This window comes from Rothia sp. P100 (assembly GCF_023712425.1).
GTDB classification, from domain to species: domain Bacteria; phylum Actinomycetota; class Actinomycetes; order Actinomycetales; family Micrococcaceae; genus Rothia; species Rothia endophytica.
This window is the reverse complement of record NZ_JAMAYG010000004.1, coordinates 303,974-322,622: the sequence shown is the minus strand read 5'-3', so window position 1 is coordinate 322,622 and position 18,649 is coordinate 303,974. Positions and strand designations below refer to the sequence as shown.

Genomic DNA, 18,649 nt, shown 5'->3' with positions numbered 1-18,649 from the left:
GTATCACGTCCTTACGTAAGTGGTCACTGGCGGTGTCGGGTACTTCTATTATCGCCCAGTGAGGCTCCAGGCATCCTCATCGCCATCATCTCCGTCGTAATCATCAACGGTTTCAGGGACGCCCGCGTTCATCTTCCCCACGGGGTCACCAGCGTAGGGGTCATCGTAGTCTTCGGCCAGAGCAGGGGGATCTTCACCGCGCAGTTTAGCCAGTACACCCGGCAGGTCATCAGGCTGAACCAGCACGTCACGTGCCTTTGACCCCTCAGAGGGGCCAACGATTTCGCGGGATTCAAGAAGGTCCATGAGACGGCCTGCCTTAGCGAAGCCCACGCGAAGCTTGCGCTGCAGCATGGAGGTCGAACCGAACTGGGTATTCACCACCAGTTCCGCGGCGCGCAGCAGGTCATCGAGGTCATCACCAATATCATCGGCAATCTTCTTCGAAGGAGCGGTAGCCACCACATCATCGCGGTAGGAAACCGGCATCTGAGTTTTGACGTGCTCTACCACCTCGTGAATCTCGGATTCAGAGACCCAGGCACCCTGCACACGCATGGGTTTGGAGGCGCCCATGGGCAGGAAGAGGGCGTCGCCCTGGCCAATCAGCTTCTCAGCGCCGGGCTGATCTAGCACCACGCGGGAGTCGGTGACCGAGGAGGTAGCAAAAGCCATACGGGAGGGCACATTGGCCTTAATAAGGCCGGTGACGACATCCACCGAAGGACGCTGGGTAGCTAGAACCAGGTGAATACCGGCGGCACGCGCCAGCTGGGTGATACGCACGATGGACTCTTCAACATCACGCGGGGCAACCATCATGAGGTCCGCCAGCTCGTCCACAATCACCAGCAGGTAAGGGTAGGCCTTGATTTTGCGCTTGGAGCCGGGTTCGGGCTGAATCTTGCCTGCCTTGACTGCCTTGTTGAAGTCGTCCACGTGCTTATAGCCGTAGTGGGCGAGGTCGTCGTAGCGGGCGTCCATCTCGCGGACCACCCACTGCAGTGCTTCGGCCGCCTTCTTGGGGTTGGTGATGATGGGAGTAATCAGGTGCGGGATGCCCTCGTAGGCGGTGAGTTCCACGCGCTTGGGGTCTACCATGACCAGGCGCACTTGGTCAGGGGTTGAACGCATGAGAATGGAGGTAATCATGGAGTTCACGAAGGAGGACTTACCGGCACCGGTAGCGCCTGCGACCAGCATGTGGGGCATCTTGGCCAGGTTGGCAATCACGAAGCCACCCTCGACGTCCTTACCAACGCCCATTACCATGGGGTGATCGGTGGCGTGAGCTTTAGCCGAGCGCAGCACATCGCCCAGCACCACGATTTCACGGTCGGTGTTGGGGATTTCGATGCCGATAGCGCTCTTGCCCGGAATGGGTGAAAGAATGCGCACATCGGCCGATGCTACGGCGTAAGAAATGTTCTTGGATAGGGCGGTAACGCGCTCTACCTTGGTACCAGCGCCCAGTTCAATTTCATAGCGGGTAACTGTGGGGCCACGAGAGAAGCCGGTCACTTCAGCGTCTACGTTGAACTGCTGCAAAACATTGGTCAGAGCATCAACGACCTGCTCATTGACCTCGCTACTCTCCTTGGCTGGAGGGCCCGCGTCCAGCATGTTTTCTGCGGGCAGGGTGTAATCGCGCCCGGCGGCTTCAACCACCTGAGCTTCACGGGGTTGCTCAGTTAACTCCACGCGGGTGCTGTTATGAATGCGGGAAGTGCGCTCAGCGCCACGCGTAGCATGGGGCGCGGACGCCGCGGGAGCAGCCGGTGCCAAAGGAGCAGGTGCTGAGGAGTTTGGGGTTGTGGGGCTCACTGCTCCAGAGGCAGCGCTAGCTGAGGCGGTGCCTCCTACTGCTCCAGCGGCAGCGCTAGCCAGGCTAGCGTCTAGTGCACCACCGGTAGCGGCGCTCTTGTGAGATGAGGGCCGAGGTACGGTGTGGGTGCGAGGAGTCCCTAAAGCACCAGTTTCGCCCTGAACTTGAGCTTTACGCTCAGAGGCTTCTTCAGGCTCGGTGAGTGTCTCGGTTAGATTGCCGCGCTGGGCAGCTGCCCGGCGGGTCTCATCTAGGCGCTGAGCTGGGGCATCAGAGGTACCGGACCCGAGCTCGCCTGCTGAGGTCTCAGCCCAGGCCCCCTGATCGAAGAGCTCCGCACGTTGCTGAGCGGCTTTCTTAGCTGCCTTCTTTTCGCTGCGGGTTTGCTTGCGGGAAGCTTCAACATCAAAGGCATCAACAGACGGGCGGGTAGAAGCAACGGTTGAGCTCTGCTGACCGCGGGCAGTCTGAGCCACCGGTGCCGTATCTGCAGCAGGCTCCTCAAATAGAGCACCGCGGTAAGCTTCATCCCCATCATAAGCATCGAGGCGGGTGTCTACCGCTGGCTGCTGACCAAAGCCCAACCAAGCGAGCAAACCGCCGCGACGCTGGGGTGCCGGTGATTCTTCATAGTCACCGTCATAGAGGTAGGAGCGGTCATGCTCACCCTCATCAAAGACTTTGGTGGGCTGATCGTCAGCAGTGCGTGAGGTAGCACGAGAACCGGCTGAGGAAGAAGCGTGATGGTGGTGCTCCCCCAGCAGAATCCCAAAGATGTGAACTGTCCTAGGCCAGACCTGGCGAAGAGGGGTTCGAGTAGCGACCAGGAACCCGGCCAGAAAAACCAGGCTAATGAGAATCCATTCCAGGGCGTTAACCCCGCCCACGATACGGCTGGCAGGGGTGCCGATGAGTACGCCAACGGTACCGCCGCCGCCCCAAAAATGTTCAAAGGAATCAGAGAAGGTGGGGTAATCAGCTACCTTGGCGCCCATCATTGAAGCCGAAACGGTCATGATGGTAAAGCCCAAAGCAATACGGTTATTCTCCCGAACCTCCAAGGGGTGCCGGAAGATACGGATGGCAAAGATAAAGCACAAAATGGGAATGAGCAATGATCCCTGGCCGAAGAGACCACCAACAATAATGTGCCAGATGTTCAGGGGCCATTCGTACCAGGCCAGGTCGGCGTTGGCGTCAGCACGCCAACCCCACCACTCCACAGCAGCTGTGAGAAGGCCGATAGCCAGGATCAAGAGGGCTCCGCCGTCCCTGCGTTCGTGCAGCTCAATATCGGTGCGTAGGGCGCCCATACGGCGCACGGCTCCACCCACGGTGAAGGCAAGGCCCTGCCACGCCCCTACCAGGGCACGCACCAGGGCGTTGCTCTCTTGGGGTGTAGCGGTTCTGCGGTTGCCCTTCCGAGCGGACGCGCGTTTGGACGCGCTCGCGCGGGAACCGTTTGAACGGGGTGCTGATTTGCTCGATCGTGAGTTTCTCGGAGCCATTCTTCCAGTACAGTTTCGTGGGTTGATAGGGCAAGAGGTGCGAAGCTCCGGTGTGGAGGAGCTTCGCACCATAGCTACGCTAGATAGCTTTTTTGTTAGCCTTTGCGGGCTTCAGGGGTGTTGGTTTCAATCACCACAGGCACGATCATGGGCTTACGGCGCAGGCGGCGGGCCACCCAGGCTCCCATTGTGCGGCGGACAATCTGCTGCAACTGGTGCACGGTATGCACACGCTCAGGTGCACGGTGCAAGGCGTCCTCAAGAGCCGCAGTGATTTTGGGGGTGATGTCATCAAAGACGGAATCGTTTTCAGCGATACCGCGGGCGTGGATGTCCGGCCCGGTCACAACGCGCTTGGTGGCGCGGTCGATAACGGTCACGATAGACACGAAGCCTTCTTCGCCCAGGACGCGGCGGTCCTTGAGGTCATCTTCGGTTACATGGCCTACGGATTTGCCGTCAACATAAACATATTCGCAGGGTACCTGACCCACGATATTCGCCAAGCCGTCCTTGAGGTCAACCACGGTGCCGGAGTCACAGATCAGCACGCGGTCTTCCTTGATACCGGTTTCAACGGCCAGCTTGCCGCTGGCCTGTAGGTGGCGGACTTCACCGTGCACGGGCATGACGTTGCGGGGGCGCAGGATGTTGTAACAGTAGAGCAGTTCGCCCGCTGCTGCGTGACCTGAAACGTGAACCTTAGCGTTACCCTTATGCACCACGTTAGCACCCAGCTTCATCAGGCCGTTGATGACGCGGTAGACAGAGGTCTCGTTGCCGGGGATCAAAGAGGACGCCAGGATGACTGTGTCATCGGGTTCAATCTGAATCTTATGATCGCCGTTAGCCATGCGAGAGAGCGCAGCCATGGGCTCACCCTGGGAGCCGGTGCACATCATGACGATTTGGTCGGGGCGGTAGTCATCGACCTTCTTGAGGTCAATCAGCAGGCCCTTGGGCACGGTCAGGTAACCCAGCTTTTCAGCGATGGTCATATTTCGCACCATCGAGCGGCCCACTAGCACGACCTTACGGCCCCGTTCTTCGGCGGCGTCCAGCACCTGCTGTACGCGGTGTACGTGAGAGGAGAAGGAAGCCACAATGACGCGCTTCTTGGCGTCACGGATGACGTTGGAAATCACCGGACCAATGTGCTTCTCAGTGGGGGTGAAGCCGGGAACCTCAGCGTTGGTTGAGTCGGGCAAGAAGAGGTCAACACCTTCTTCACCCAGACGCGCGAAGTGGCGCAGGTCGGTAATACGTCCGTCCAGGGGTAGCTGGTCCATCTTGAAGTCACCGGTGTGCAGGGTGTTACCCGCAACGGTGCGAATGAAGACTGCCATGGCATCGGGAATGGAGTGATTAACGGCAACGAATTCACACTCGAAGGGGCCGATTTTCTCGATCTGCCCCTCGACCACGTCCATGGTGTAGGGCTTGATGCGGTGTTCCTGCAGCTTAGCCTCTACCAAGGCCAGGGTCAGCTGTGATCCCACCAGGGGGATGTCGGGGCGGCGGCGCAACAGGTAAGGAACAGCGCCGATGTGGTCTTCGTGACCGTGGGTCAGCACCACAGCTACCACGTCATCTAGGCGGTCCTTGATGTAGTTGAGATCCGGCAGAATCAGGTCAACACCGGGCTGGGACTCTTCGGGGAAGAGCACGCCGCAGTCAACGATGAGGAGCTTACCGTTGATCTCGTAAACGGTCATATTACGGCCTACTTCACCCAGGCCACCGAGCGGCACAACGCGCAGGGTGTCCTTCTTGAGCTTGGGCGGCATATGGGGACTAGTAACAGTTTGAGCCATAGTCTCTCTTTCTTACTTTTCTTTTTGTATTTTCTACGGGCAAAGCGGGCCTGCCTAAAACCTAGTGTCTTAGGTAAGCCCGCTAACCCCTTGTAACGTCTTTAACTGATGAGTGTTGAAGCGATGGTAGAACCTTCAAGGTCTGCCCGCATGAGTGCCGCTTCTTCATCGGTTGCTAGCACGTGCGGTAGACGCACGACCGGGGAATCTAGAATTCCCTGCCACGAAAGAATCTGCTTGGCAGCTACACAGCCGGGCACGCGGCTCATAGCAGCTCGAATTACCGGTGCCAGTTCAAGGTGCAGCTTCTGAGCTGTCGCAAGGTCTCCTGCAACGGTCGCGTCGATGAGCTGGCGGAAGGCCTCTGGAGCCACGTGGCTGGTCACACCGACCAGACCGACAGCTCCCACCGCCATCCAGGGCAGGGTCAGACCATCATCACCGGAGTAGTACTGCAGGTCGGTGGTTTCCATGACCTCGGTGGCTGCGGTGAAGTCTGCCTTAGCGTCCTTAACAGCCACGATGTTCTCGTGGCTAGCCAGTGAACGGTAGACCGCAGGAGTAATAGGAATGCCAGCTCGCCCGGGGATGTCATAGAGCATAACGGGGGTTTTGACGGCATCAGCTACGGTGCGGAAATGGGCTTCAAGGCCAGTCTGAGTGGGCTTGTTGTAATAGGGGGTTACCACCAGCAGGCCGTCTACACCAACCGCTTCGGCGCGGGAGGCCAGGTGAAGAGTGTGGTGAGTGTCGTTAGAGCCCACGCCGGCCACGATGTGGGCCCGCTCCCCCACTGCCTCTTTGACGATGCGGAAAACGTTCTCATTTTCTTCATCGGTCATGGTGGAGTATTCGCCGGTCGTGCCACAGACGATGAGACCGTCATGACCGCGGTCCACAAGGTTTTGAGCAAGAGCCGCTGTGGCTTTTTCGTCAACGTCACCGGACTCGGTGAAAGGGGTGACCATAGCGGTCAGCAGTCGACCAAAGATGGGTGAGGTGGTGGTTGCAGTCTCAGACATAGTTAATACGTTACCTTATGTGCTGGGGCTAGTCCCTAGAAAGTAGCCCATCTCGTGTGAGCTTGCTCCCCCGGTGCTACCCGTGTGATCGGTTGAAATTCTCTAGACGGTGAGGTTCTGGGGTGTTTTACCCCGGTAAAGGTCAATGGCGGTGCGCATGGACTTTCGGGCACGTTTGCGGTCGCCCGAAGCGTCGTAGGCTAAAGATAGTTTGAACCAGTTTTTCCAGCTGGACCCATCATTTTCTACCGCGCCAGCGTACTGGGTGAACTGTTCATCGGCAGCTGCCCGATCGATCCGCCCCGAAGCGCTGCGGGGTAGGTGGTCTTCTGGAAGCTCACCGGCCCGCGCCAGTTCTTCACCCAGTTTTTGGGTGCGGGCGCCAAAGGTAATTTCTCGGACGATGGACCAGACACCTAAAATCGGCAGGACAATGAGGGCAAGACCCAGAACTAGCCCCACTGTTCCAGCGTGTTCAATAAAGATCAGCCCGCGCTGCACGGTAAGTGCCAGGTAGAGGGCGAGCGCCCCGGTAATCAGAGCTGCAAAGATTTTGCCTCGACCTCCGGCATCCACCGCGATGAAGACGGCGCAGAAAACACCTACCGTGAGCAGGAAGAGTTTGGTGCCCCAGCCCAGGGGAAGAATGAGCACGGTGAGCACAGCCAGGGCAATAGTGCCGGCGCTAAAAAGTCTGAGGGAGGTGCTGGGGGCTGCGCTAGTCAAGGTTAAGGTACCGGGCAAGGCCCACTGAGAGACCGGGATTCTCAGCTACCTGGCGCACACCCAGCAGGACGCCGGGCATGAAGCTAGTGCGGTCAAAGGAGTCGTGGCGGATGACCAGTTGCTGGCCAGCATCTCCCAGCAGGATTTCTTGGTGGGCGGTCAGCCCGCGCAAACGCACGGCGTGCACGTTGACGCCATCGACCACGGCACCGCGCGAACCATCAGGGTCGGTTTCGGTCGCGTCGGGTGAAGGCCCGACACCAGCGACAGCTCGGGATTCGGCAATTTTCTGGGCGGTGTGCACAGCGGTACCGCTCGGGGCGTCCACCTTATTAGGGTGGTGCATCTCAATAACTTCTACCGATTCAAAGAAGCGGGCAGCTTTGGCAGCGAATTCGGTGGCCAAAATGGAGCCGATGGCAAAGTTAGGGGCAATGAGTACACCAATGCTAGGGTGCTCTTTGAGGAGGGTTTCAAGGTTGCTGAGGCGTTCCTGGTCCCAGCCGGTGGTGCCTACTACGGCGTGAATATCGTGCTCTACTGCGAAGCGGACGTTCTGTTCAGTGACAGCGGGAACGGTCAGGTCAATCATGACTTCTGCGCTATATTCCACCAGGAGTTCAAGGGAATCTCCGTTGCCCAGGGCCGCTACCAGCTCCATATCGTCAGCTTGATTCACCGCTGCTACAGCTTCTGACCCCATACGGCCAGCTGCACCGATGACAGCAACCTTCCAGATCTTGCTCATTTACCTGCCCTGTCTCCCGGCAACCCGAGTACTTGTGTGTAGCGCTCAGTGGGGCGCTACTACTGCTTACCACTCTAGCGAAAACCCTTGCCTGGCGCAGGGGTTCACTTCATAAAAGATACTTTCACCAGCGCATACAGCCTTCCCGCGTTGTACAGGCTGTTTCATCATACGAAACTCGGCTGACCGGGTAGGGCAGAACACCCCTACCGGATAGGTTCTACGCGCCCTGCTTTTTAGGCTTCTACCCCCTAAACTGGTGAGGTGCGCCTGCACATCTCCCCCTAATAAAACCAGAGGACCTTTTCGGTGAAAGAAGACCACGTCTTTTATTCTGCCGTGCACCCGCACGAAGGGCAGAGAAAATTTGTGCTGCGCGGGCTCGACGGTATACGAGCCATCGCCGTGCTGCTGGTTGTGGTCTACCATTTCTGGCCCCAAGCTCTGCCCGGAGGCATGATCGGTGTTGATATCTTCTTCGTTATCTCCGGCTATCTGATTACCGCCTTGCTCCTGCGCGAGGGTGCTTATACCGGCAAGATGAACATCGTTGCTTTCTGGGTGCGGCGTCTGCGCCGTCTTATCCCGGCCGTCGCTGTGCTGGTGCTCTTTATCTCCACGGTGGCCCTGATCGTGGGCGGTGACGCGCAGGTGGGTCTGGGGCGCCAAATTTTGGGTGCCTTCACCTACTCCTCTAACTGGCTGCTCATTAGGGCAGGTAACGACTATTTCACCCAGACATCCCCCGAACTCATGACCAATTTCTGGTCCCTGGCTGTTGAGGAACAGTTCTATTTCTTCTGGCCGGTCATCATGGTCTTTGTTTTCATGTTTACCGCCAAGTGGTGGCAGCGTTCACTGGTCCCGGCAATTTTGGGCACACTCTCCCTGCTGCTCACGCTCATCCTAGGGGCGCTGGGCGCTTCAGCTACCCGCCTCTACTACGGCACCGATACCCACCTTTACGGCCTGATGGTAGGCGTGCTACTCGCTATGCTGCTGCCTTGGTCCATGTACCCGCCGGCAGATGAACGTCTCTACCCCATCGTCGGTTACGGCAACGGCGCTCAGGGTTGGATCCGCCAGGCAACGGGCTGGGTGTCCCTCCTGCTCGTAGTACCCTTGGCCCTCACCCTTTCTGACGCTAACCCGGGTCTTTTGATGCCCTGGGGGCTTCTTGCCGGTTCCCTCTTGGGTCTGGGAATGATTCAGGCGCTCCTACCGGATGTCCGGGGCGGCACCTCAGATGCTTTTCGCGCTCTGCTCTCCTTCCCCCCTCTTGTCTGGGTGGGTCAGAGGTCTTACGGTATTTATCTTTGGCACTGGCCACTGATGGTGCTGGCCCACTATATGTTTGGCCCCGTGCGCTCTCCCTGGGTCAATGCCGTCGTCCTGCTGCTCACTCTGCTCTGCGCCGGTGCCTCTTACATCTATGTGGAACAACCTGTTCGCGCTCTAGGCTTCCGCGGGGCCCTGAGCTCTTGGCTGACCGCTATGTTTGCTCGTACCGGCAAAGTGGTGCCCGTGGCTGCTGCGGTGCTGACCTGTCTAGCTCTCATTGCAACGGTTTTTGCTGTACGTACAGCACCGAACATGACGCAGGCCCAGGCTCTCATTGCTGCCGGCCAGGCTGCCCAAGATCAACACCAGCAACAGCCGATTACTTCTGCCCCAGAGGACCAGCAACCGGCTGAGACGCCCACTGCCCTTGCAATTCCAGACGGGGTAAGTGTGGTGGGTGACTCGGTAACGCTGGCCGCCGCCGGTGAGCTGGCAAACATGCTCCCTCATGCAGCTATTGACGGGGAAGTTTCCCGCACCAGCAGTAAGGCCATACCCCTAATCAAGCAGCAGGCAAACGAAGGTACGCTACCCACGGTGGTGGTGCTTTCGGTGACTGCCAATTCCACTTTCTCGACTGAAGAACTTGAGGAGCTCTACGAAACGGTCGTAGCAGATGGCAAGCGCCGGCTGGTTCTTGTGACGGGCCGAGGCCCTGATAGCCTGCCCTGGATTGAGCCCTCCAACCAGGCAATTCGCTCCTTTGCCGCAGCTCACCCTGACACGGTGAGCATCGCCGACTGGCAGGCAGCCAGTGAAGGTCACCCGGAATACCTGGTGTCAGACGGCGTGCACCCGCACGGGCAGGGCCTTGAAGTCTATGCCCAGATTATTGCGGACGCCGTCCAGCAGGCAGAAGCTAGCCTGGCCCACAGCACTCTGGCCCCGGAACACGTCCAGGGCCAGTAGGGATTTTATTTGACAACCGTTGTTACCCAGGTCTGCTGTGCCAGGTAGCGGGCAAGATCTTGAACATCATCAAGGGTGACAGCGCGGACACCTTCAAGGAGCTCATCTAGGCTCATAAAGCGACCCGAATCTAGCTCAGCCCTACCCAGGCGGCTCATACGGCTACCGGCGTCTTCACTGCCCAGTATGGTTGACCCACCCAGCTGGCCAATGACCTTCTCCAGTTCATCAGCGGTCAGCCCATCGCGTGCAAGATCGTCAAAGGTCTTCTGCATCAGCTCAGTCACCTGCTCTGCTTTAGCTGGCAGGCAACCAGCGTACATACCGAAGTAGCCCGCATCTGAGTAAGAGCCAGAGAAAGAGAAGGTCGAATAGGCCAGACCGCGCTTCTCGCGAATCTCCTGGAAAAGACGCGAAGACATGCCGCCGCCCAGGGCGCTGTTGAGCACGCTCATGGCAAAACGGCGATCATCACCTGCTATCAAACCGGGGCAACCCATCACAATGTTGGTCTGCTCAAAATTCTTCTCCAGGGTCAGACTCTCAGCGCCCGGGGTGATATCAGCGCGCAGGCGCTCGCGGCGGGGTGCCGGGGCGGTGCCCTCGTTCAAGTCCCAGCCGCGCTGGGCCAGTGATTCCATGACCAGTTTGACGATTTCGCCGTGGTTGAGACTACCCGCGGCAGAGATAACTAACCGGTCGGGGGTGTAGAACTTTTTGTAGTGGTCCCACACCGCTTCGCGGGAGACATCGGTGATTTCTTGCGGGGTACCCCCGATGGGGCGTCCCAGCGGGTGGGTTCCCATGAGCTGCTCGATGAATGACTCAAAGGCAACGTCGGTGGGGTCGTCCTGGTCCATGGCGATCTCTTCGAGGATGACGCCGCGCTCTTGCTCCAGCAGTTCGGGGTCAATGACAGCGCCGGTCACCATATCGGCGATGACGTCAATGGCCATGGAGGTGTCCTCGTCCAACACTCGTGCGTAGTAGCAGGTGTGCTCTTTAGCGGTGAGCGCGTTGGATTCGCCGCCCACCCTGTCAAAGGCGTGGGCAATATCAAGTGCGGTACGCTGGCCGGTGCCCTTAAAAAGCAGGTGTTCAAGGAAGTGAGTGGAACCCAGCATACCGGGGGCTTCATCGCGTGAGCCAACCCCTACCCAAAAGCCAATTGAAACAGAACGCTGGGAGGGCATGCGCTCGGTGATCACGCGCACACCGCCGGGTAAAATGCTACGGCGAACATCGTTGCCGCCGCCACCGGCGTGAATGAGCTTGCCGGTATGGTAGTTGAGCTCATCGGTGAGCTGGGTGAGGGAGGTGGGAAGAAGGACGGGCATAGGTCTCTCTGGTTTAAATCTTTGGGCTTTTAGTTCAATATACCCTTTTGCAGGCTTTAAAACCCCAACGGGTGGGGAGCCTTTCGGCACCCCACCCGTTGATGGTGGTTACAGTGAGGGCTGACCCTACTTACTCTTCGTCGGCTCCAGCCTCTTCGCCGTCGGCGACCACGGGAACCAGTGAGAGCTTGCCGCGGTCATCAATCTTGGAGATTTCAACCTGAACCTTCTGGCCTACGCCCACAACGTCCTCAACATCTTCAACGCGCTTGCCGTCGTTGAGCTTACGCAGCTCGCTGATGTGCAGCAGACCGTCCTTGCCGGGGGTCAGTGACACGAAAGCACCAAAGCTGGTGGTCTTAACGACAGTACCCAGGTAGCGTTCGCCGATTTCGGGAACCTGGGGGTTAGCGATTGCGTTGATAGCTGAGCGTGCAGCCTCAGCTGAGGGGCCGTCGGTTGCGCCAATGTAGACGGTGCCGTCGTCCTCAATGGAGATATCGGTGCCGGTATCTTCCTGGATCTGGTTGATCATCTTGCCCTTGGGGCCAATGACCTCACCGATCTTGGCAACGGGGACCTGAACGGAGATGACGCGGGGTGCAAAGTCGCTCATTTCATCGGGTGCATCAATAGCTGCATTGATGACCTCGAGGATGTGCAGACGGGCTTCACGTGCCTGAGTCAGGGCGCCGGCCAGAACGGATGCGGGGATACCGTCGAGCTTGGTGTCCAGCTGGATAGCGGTAACGAACTCGCTGGTACCTGCGACCTTGAAGTCCATATCGCCCAGTGCGTCTTCTGCACCGAGGATGTCGGTCAGAGCTGCGTAACGGGTTTCGCCGTCCACCTCGTCTGATACCAGACCCATCGCAATACCTGCAACGGGCGCACGCAGGGGCACACCGGCGTTCAGCAGAGACAGGGTTGAAGCACACACTGAGCCCATGGAGGTTGAGCCGTTGGAGCCCAATGCCTCTGATACCTGGCGGATGGCGTAGGGGAACTCTTCACGTGAGGGCAGGATCGGGGTAATCGCGCGCTCGGCAAGGGCACCGTGGCCGATTTCTCGGCGCTTGGGTGAGCCTACGCGGCCGGTTTCACCGGTTGAGTAGGGCGGGAAGTTGTAGTGGTGGATGTAGCGCTTTGACTTAACCGGGTAAAGGGAGTCAAGCTGCTGTTCCATCTTGAGCATGTTGAGGGTGGTGACGCCCATAATCTGGGTTTCGCCCCGCTCAAAGATAGCTGAACCGTGGACGCGGGGCAGAACCTCAACCTCAGCGGTCAACTGGCGGATGTCGGTCAGACCGCGGCCGTCGATGCGTACCTGGTCGGTGAGGATGCGCTGACGCACAACGTGCTTGGTCAGAGCATTGAATGCTGCGTTGACTTCGTCCTCACGGCCTTCGAAGGGCTTGCCTTCACCGGAGAGCTCTTCAGCAATCTGCTGTTGCAGGTCACCGGAAGCGATTTCGCGCTCCTGCTTACCTGCGATGGAGTAGACCTCTACCACCTTGGACTCGTATGCCTTGACGGCTTCGTCCACGTCAGCTTCACGCTGGCCGAAGACGGGCAGTGTCATGGCGGGCTTGCCCGCGCGGGCAGCCAGGTCTGACTGAGCCTTGCAGAGAGCTGCAATGAAGGGCTTTGAAGCTTCGAGACCCTGAGCTACAACCTCTTCGGTGGGAGCGGTTGCGCCGTCTTCCTTGATGAGCTTCCAGGAGTTATCGGTTGCTTCAGCTTCAACCATCATGATGGCTACGTCTTCGGTGCCGTCAGCCTTGGTGATGACACGGCCGGCTACAGCCATGTCGAAGACAGCGTTTTCCAGCTGTGAGTGCTTGGGGAAAGCAACCCACTGGCCGTCAATCAGTGCTACGCGTACGCCACCGATGGGGCCAGCGAAGGGCGCACCGGAAAGGGTGGTTGAAGCGGATGCAGCGTTGATGGCTACGGTGTTGTAGATTTCATCGGGCTCAATGGTCAGAACGGTAACAACGACCTGAACCTCGTTGCGGATGCCCTTCTTGAAGACGGGGCGCAGGGGGCGGTCAATCAGACGCGCTGCCAGAATCGCTTCGGTGGAGGGGCGACCTTCACGGCGGAAGAAGCCGCCGGGAATCTTGCCCGCTGCGTACATACGTTCTTCAACGTCAACGGTCAGCGGGAAGAAGTCGAAGCCCTCGCGGGGGTTCTTGCCAATGGCGGTAGCGGAGAGCAGGGTGGTTTCATCGTCGATGGTCACCAGGGCTGAGCCTGCTGCCTGCTGGGCTAGACGGCCGGTTTCGAAGCGTACAACGCGCTTACCGAACGTGCCGTTATCAATAATTGCTTCAGCGAACTGAATTTCGGGACCTTCCAAGGTTCCTCCATTTCGTGTGGTGCGCCGCGCTTTCGGTCATCGATTGAGGCTCACAGACCCCTACGTTGGGTGTTCTGTAAACCGCTACCGAGGACCGCGAAAGCACGCGGCGGCTTGGGTTTTCTGTTGAGGTGTAAGGCAAGGGCGGCACCTTAGCTGTCTCCTCTTTCGAGGAGGGGGTGCCCAGGTGTCGCCCTTACGCTACTGATTTATCGGCGGATACCGAGACGCTCGATGAGGACGCGGTAACGTGCGATATCAACGCTCTTGAGGTAGCCGAGCAGGTTGCGGCGGCGACCAACGAGGATCATCAGACCACGACGTGAGTGGTGGTCGTGCTTGTGGGACTTGAGGTGTTCGGTCAGGTCGGTGATACGACGAGTCAGAACTGCAACCTGAACCTCGGGTGAACCGGTGTCACCTTCGTGGGTTGCGTATTCCTTCATGATTTCCTGCTTGATGGCGGGATCGAGTGCCACTGTGTAACTCCTAGAGTTAGTGCCGTGTGCGGCCCGGTCAATATTTTTACTGCCGGGTGGAGGGCCTGCCCTAGCGCTAGGCGCGGGGTGGCTTCTGCATGAAACTGCCACGGACTGCAGTCACATGCGCTCCCCACTTTACCGCACAGACTCCCCCGCCGAAAGAGCAGCCCTGTGCTAGCTACCACACACCGGCAGGAGGGCGGAGTGCGGTTAGCTGATAATTTCGCTAAACCTGTCGTAGAACCCTTGCAGGCGGGTGATGAGCCGCTGTTTACGGGTTGCTCGGCTTTCTCCGTTTGCGGCTCGACCGAATCGGGGGCCACCGGCTTTCAGCAGCCTACCGATGGTTTCGCCGTAGACCTGGATGCCACCGGCTTTCCAAGCGTCTGCAATAAAAGCGCGGGTAGATTCGGGGTTAAGTTTTTCTTCCTCGATAATTTTGTCGAGTTCAGCCAGTGACTGCTCTTCGATATGTTTCTGCCACTCCCCTTGCACGTCGCCCTTGTCGAAACTGATTTTGTCGATGAAATCTTCGATAAGGTCTTTTTTATTGTGCAGGGTGGGGCTTGAGTCCACGGCACGGGTGATTTGGGCGCGCATTTCGCCGGGGTCTCCACTGCCCTTACGGTACTGGTCAACCAGCATCAGAATATGGTCTACGCCCACTGAAACCTGTTTGATGAGCTCAATTTCAAAGACTAGGTCTTCTGTGATGTCAGCTTTCTCTGTACCCTCGCTGCTTCGCATCTCGCGGTAGAGATCGAGGTAGTGAGACTGGTAATCCTGAACGTCCCTTGCCGCCAGGGTGTCATCGGTCTCGAATTCGTCGAAGGCTGAGAGGATGTTGCGCAGTCTCAGAATTTCACCAAAGAGTTTAATGAAGTCTTTTTGGGATTGTTCGCCCAGTTCTCCAGCGCTAAGAGTGTCCAAGCTAAAGTCGTGGCTAAGGGCATCCAGCTTCTCCCGGTAGTCCTCTAAATATTCAGTGTAGGGGCGTAGAAGAACAGTCGCACGGGCATCCTTGTTACCAAAAAGGGCAAGGGCTTCGTCAGTGGCTGTTTCGAGGTTTCTGAAACAGACAATGTTTCCATAGGTCTTGACCGAGTTCAGAATACGGTTGGTTCGGCTGAATGCCTGGATGAGCCCGTGGGTCTGCATGTTTTTATCGACCCAGAGGGTGTTAATGGTTTTAGAGTCAAAACCGGTCAGGAACATATTGACCACAATCAGTAGGTCAAGCTCCCGGTTCTTCATTCGTTTTGAGACGTCCTTGTAATAACCTTCAAAACCAGCAGGTGTCAGGTCATAGGACATGCCGAACATTTCGTTGTAGTCAGAAATAGCATCCTGTAAGAACTCAAAGCTGTTGTTGTCTAGACCGCTAGCGTCGAGCCCTTCTTCCGCCAGAAAACCCCCGTCACTCTCAGTATTAGGGGCGGAGGAAAAGATAGTGGCAACTTTGAGGGGCTCTAACCCGTCTCGGTGGAGCCGTTCTTCCTGTTCAGTAGAAAAAGCATTGTAGTAGACCTTGGCTGCATCAATGGAGGCGGTTGCCAGAATGGAATTGAAGCCGCTGACGCGCTTATCTTTGAGCTTATAGGTTTCGTTCCGCTTGGTTTTCTGGTCGTAGTGATCGAGCATGTAGCGCACCACGGTTTTTATGCGCTCGGGCGATCGCAGAGCCTCTTCTGCCTTGATTCCGTAAACTTCAGCGTCGGCAACAGTATCTGCTGTTTTGACGGTGTTGTGGTATTCGACGCGGAAGGGCAGGACGTTCTTGTCTTGAATAGCATCGACGATGGTGTAGGTGTGGAGCTGCTCACCGAAAGCATCCTGGGTGGTTTTGAGCCTGGGGTTACCACCGGACCGGGCATTATCCGCGAAAATCGGAGTGCCTGTAAAACCAAAGAGAGAATACTTTTTGAAGTTTCGGGTAATGGCACGGTGCATATCACCGAACTGGGAGCGGTGGCATTCATCAAAAATCAGCACAACGGGCTGAGAAAAAATGGCATGCCCGGGGTTCTGCTTGATGAAGTTTGCCAGCTTTTGGATGGTGGTGATGATGATGTGAGCTTGGGGGTCTTCAAGCTGGCTGGTCAGTACCCGGGTTGAGGTGTTGGAGTTGGCGGCGCCTTTTTGGAAGGCGTCGTACTCTTTCATCGTTTGATAGTCCAGGTCTTTGCGGTCAACCACAAAGAGCACCTTGTGCACGGTGTCGAGGTCTTTGGCGAGCTGGGCTGTGGTAAAGCTGGTGAGGGTTTTACCGGAGCCGGTGGTGTGCCAGATGTAGCCGCCGGCGTCCACGCTGCCGAGTTTGTTGTTGTAGTTGGCAATGAGAATTTTGCGCAGGATTCGTTCTGTGGCGACAATCTGGTAGGGGCGCATCACCAGTAAGTCTTTGTCCACGGTGAAGACGCAGAAGCGGGTCAGAATGTTGAGAATGGTGTGGCGGGCGAAGAAGGTTTTGGCGAAAGGCACCAGGTCGCTGATGCGCTTGTTGTTGGCATCTGCCCACCAGCTGGTGAATTCAAAGGAGTCTGCACTGGCTTGCCTGCGGCGGCGCCCTGAAGCGTTGACGTGCTTGTAGCGCACAGTATTGGAGTAGTACTTGGTGCGGGAGCCGTTAGAGATAAGGAAGATTTGGATGTAGTCGTAGAGGCCGGAGTCAGCCCAGAAGCTCTCGCGCTGGTAGCGGCTGATTTGGTTGAAGGCTTCTTTGATTTCTACGCCGCGGCGTTTGAGTTCTAGGTGCACCATGGGTAGGCCGTTGACCAGGATGGTGACGTCGTAGCGGTTTGAGGCTGCCCCGCCACTGGTGGCGTACTGGTTGATAACCTGCAGGGTGTTCTTGTGGATGTCGCGGCGGTCAATCAGTTTGAAGTTTCTAACGGTGCCGTCATCGAGCAGGCAGCTTTGGATGGGTTCTCTCTGGATAATTTCGGTTTTGTCAGTAACGGTGGCGGTGGGATTGGCGATAACGGTGGTGTAGAAGCGCTCCCATTCCGTATCGGTCAAGGTGTAGTCGTTGAGTTTTTGGAGCTGGGTGCGCAGGTTGTTTTTGAGGTCGTCGCTGCTGGTGATGGGCAGGTAGTCGTAGGACTGACCCTTCAGGATTTCGATGAAGTGGTTTTCAAGCTGGGCTTCGCTTTGGTAGGTCAGTTCCCTGGTGTCATCGGCGGGCGCTTGCGCGGCAACGGTGTGCTCATCGGTGAGCATGACGGGGGTGACGGTGGTTGCCGGGTTGTGGATGATTGCCATGGGGAGGTCTTTCGTAGGCGAAGCCGGTGGGGTGGGGCTTGTCTTGTGTGAATGCCGGACACCTGCGCCCACCGAGCTGGGCAGGGTGGACGCAGGCACGGGGCAGGATTAGCTGGCGGGGCTAGCTACCTGCTGGCTCTAGTTCTTTGAAGGTCAGCAGCTGGTCGCGGTAGTGCTCGTACTGTGTACGCCGGGCAGCGATTTCAGCGGGCAGACCGGAGCTAATGTCATTGACCAGGGCATCAAAACGATCGAGGATATCGACGATGCGCTCTTGTTCTTCTAACGGGGGAACAGGGATTTTTACTCGCATAAAATAGTCTTTTTTCAAATGAGTCTGGTACTGTTTGGAATCATATTTTAAAAGCTGCCTATTCCTATTCATGAAATAGTAAAGATACCTAGGTTTCAACTTACTCTCATCTAATGAATTAAGTGCACAGACGCGCTGGTTTAATGCAAACCCATAACCATCTGAAATATACGCAGCTTTTGCTAAAGCCTTACCATTAGGAAGATCGCTCATCACAAGACAAACAGATCGATCTTTAAGTGGGCTTTGAATATTTTCTGTTGATATACAACGCTTCTTCACACCACTAGATGAAATGAAACCCGCAGTTACCAAAACCGCAGAACCAAATTCATCTTCGAATTTTTCATGAGCTTTACCATTCAAAAAAGAACACAGATTTTCAATCTTTTCCAGTGGATATTTATCATAATGCTCAGTCACTATGAAGTTACGATAGAAGGTATACTGCTTTGTCCGTGCCTCCAGCTCAGCCTCCAGCTCAGCCTCCAGTAAGGTGAATCTATCTAAAATTCTAACAATTTCTTCCTGCACGGCCAAGGGTGGCACAGGTATTCTAAAATTGTCAGTATCCTTGACAGATAGCTGGGGCAGCTTAACTGATGTAGCTCGGGCAAGATCTTGAAAATATCTACTCTTAGAAAGTAAGTAGTAATATACGAATTTTATGTTCACCGCATCTGAAATAATTTCATATGACCACATTTCACTCTTATGCTGAAACTGTTTGTCGTAATATTCAAATCCAATATGCCCACGAGATTTAACAATTATACTCGGGGTATCTATAATTTTTGACGCATCAACATATTGATCAGAAGTGTCAATAAAGTTTTGACCTGCTGCAAATAGTCTAATTGCACCATTAGTGACAATCATTTTCTTCATTTTTGCAGCAGTAATAGAGATTCCTTTGTTTCTGACCGCGATTGATGAAATCTCAACAAACTCGACCCCGTCCGGGCACAGCTCTTCAATTAGTTTCGAAATGTTAGACACGC

The 18,649-nt window shown here is 56.6% G+C and carries 11 protein-coding genes; 1 reads left to right on the top strand and 10 read right to left on the bottom strand.

What is annotated here, in order from left to right; genetic code table 11:
• Window positions 1-48: 48 nt before the first annotated feature.
• From M3668_RS10655 to dapB, 5 genes are all read right to left on the bottom strand, one after another.
• Entirely contained in the window at window positions 49-3,333 is a 3,285-nt protein-coding gene (locus M3668_RS10655) for an FtsK/SpoIIIE family DNA translocase (RefSeq protein ID WP_251380823.1), read from the bottom strand.
• Window positions 3,334-3,428: 95 nt separating this feature from the next.
• Complete coding sequence (locus tag M3668_RS10650; RefSeq protein ID WP_251380822.1) at window positions 3,429-5,147, bottom strand: ribonuclease J; 1,719 nt, start codon at window positions 5,145-5,147, stop codon at window positions 3,429-3,431.
• A 101-nt stretch (window positions 5,148-5,248) separates the two neighbouring features.
• Window positions 5,249-6,169, bottom strand: coding sequence for a 4-hydroxy-tetrahydrodipicolinate synthase (gene dapA / locus M3668_RS10645; protein ID WP_251380821.1), 921 nt, complete (start codon window positions 6,167-6,169; stop codon window positions 5,249-5,251).
• Window positions 6,170-6,271: 102 nt separating this feature from the next.
• Window positions 6,272-6,895 (bottom strand): hypothetical protein, encoded by a 624-nt coding sequence (locus M3668_RS10640; RefSeq protein ID WP_251380820.1) that lies wholly within the window; start codon window positions 6,893-6,895, stop codon window positions 6,272-6,274.
• Window positions 6,888-7,643 (bottom strand): 4-hydroxy-tetrahydrodipicolinate reductase, encoded by a 756-nt coding sequence (dapB, locus tag M3668_RS10635; protein WP_251380819.1) that lies wholly within the window; start codon window positions 7,641-7,643, stop codon window positions 6,888-6,890. The genes M3668_RS10640 and dapB overlap by 8 nt, the downstream gene beginning before the upstream one ends.
• Window positions 7,644-7,952: 309 nt before the next feature.
• On the opposite strand from dapB, the gene M3668_RS10630 reads away from it, so the two are divergent.
• Window positions 7,953-9,893, top strand: a complete 1,941-nt coding sequence (locus M3668_RS10630) for an acyltransferase family protein (RefSeq protein WP_251380818.1) — start codon at window positions 7,953-7,955, stop codon at window positions 9,891-9,893.
• A 5-nt stretch (window positions 9,894-9,898) separates the two neighbouring features.
• Here the strand turns inward: M3668_RS10630 and M3668_RS10625 are convergent, their stop codons facing one another.
• From M3668_RS10625 to M3668_RS10605, 5 genes are all read right to left on the bottom strand, one after another.
• Window positions 9,899-11,230 (bottom strand): M16 family metallopeptidase, encoded by a 1,332-nt coding sequence (locus tag M3668_RS10625; protein ID WP_251380817.1) that lies wholly within the window; start codon window positions 11,228-11,230, stop codon window positions 9,899-9,901.
• A gap of 130 nt (window positions 11,231-11,360) precedes the next feature.
• Window positions 11,361-13,592 (bottom strand): polyribonucleotide nucleotidyltransferase, encoded by a 2,232-nt coding sequence (locus M3668_RS10620; protein WP_251380816.1) that lies wholly within the window; start codon window positions 13,590-13,592, stop codon window positions 11,361-11,363.
• Between the two features lie 209 nt (window positions 13,593-13,801).
• The gene (gene rpsO, locus M3668_RS10615; protein WP_251380815.1) at window positions 13,802-14,071 is read right to left on the bottom strand and encodes a 30S ribosomal protein S15; all 270 of its coding nucleotides are present in this window, start codon (window positions 14,069-14,071) and stop codon (window positions 13,802-13,804) included.
• 213 nt (window positions 14,072-14,284) lie between these two features.
• Window positions 14,285-17,335, bottom strand: coding sequence for a type I restriction endonuclease subunit R (locus M3668_RS10610; RefSeq protein WP_251380814.1), 3,051 nt, complete (start codon window positions 17,333-17,335; stop codon window positions 14,285-14,287).
• A 121-nt stretch (window positions 17,336-17,456) separates the two neighbouring features.
• Window positions 17,457-18,647 (bottom strand): restriction endonuclease subunit S, encoded by a 1,191-nt coding sequence (locus M3668_RS10605; protein WP_251380813.1) that lies wholly within the window; start codon window positions 18,645-18,647, stop codon window positions 17,457-17,459.
• Window positions 18,648-18,649 lie beyond the last annotated feature (2 nt).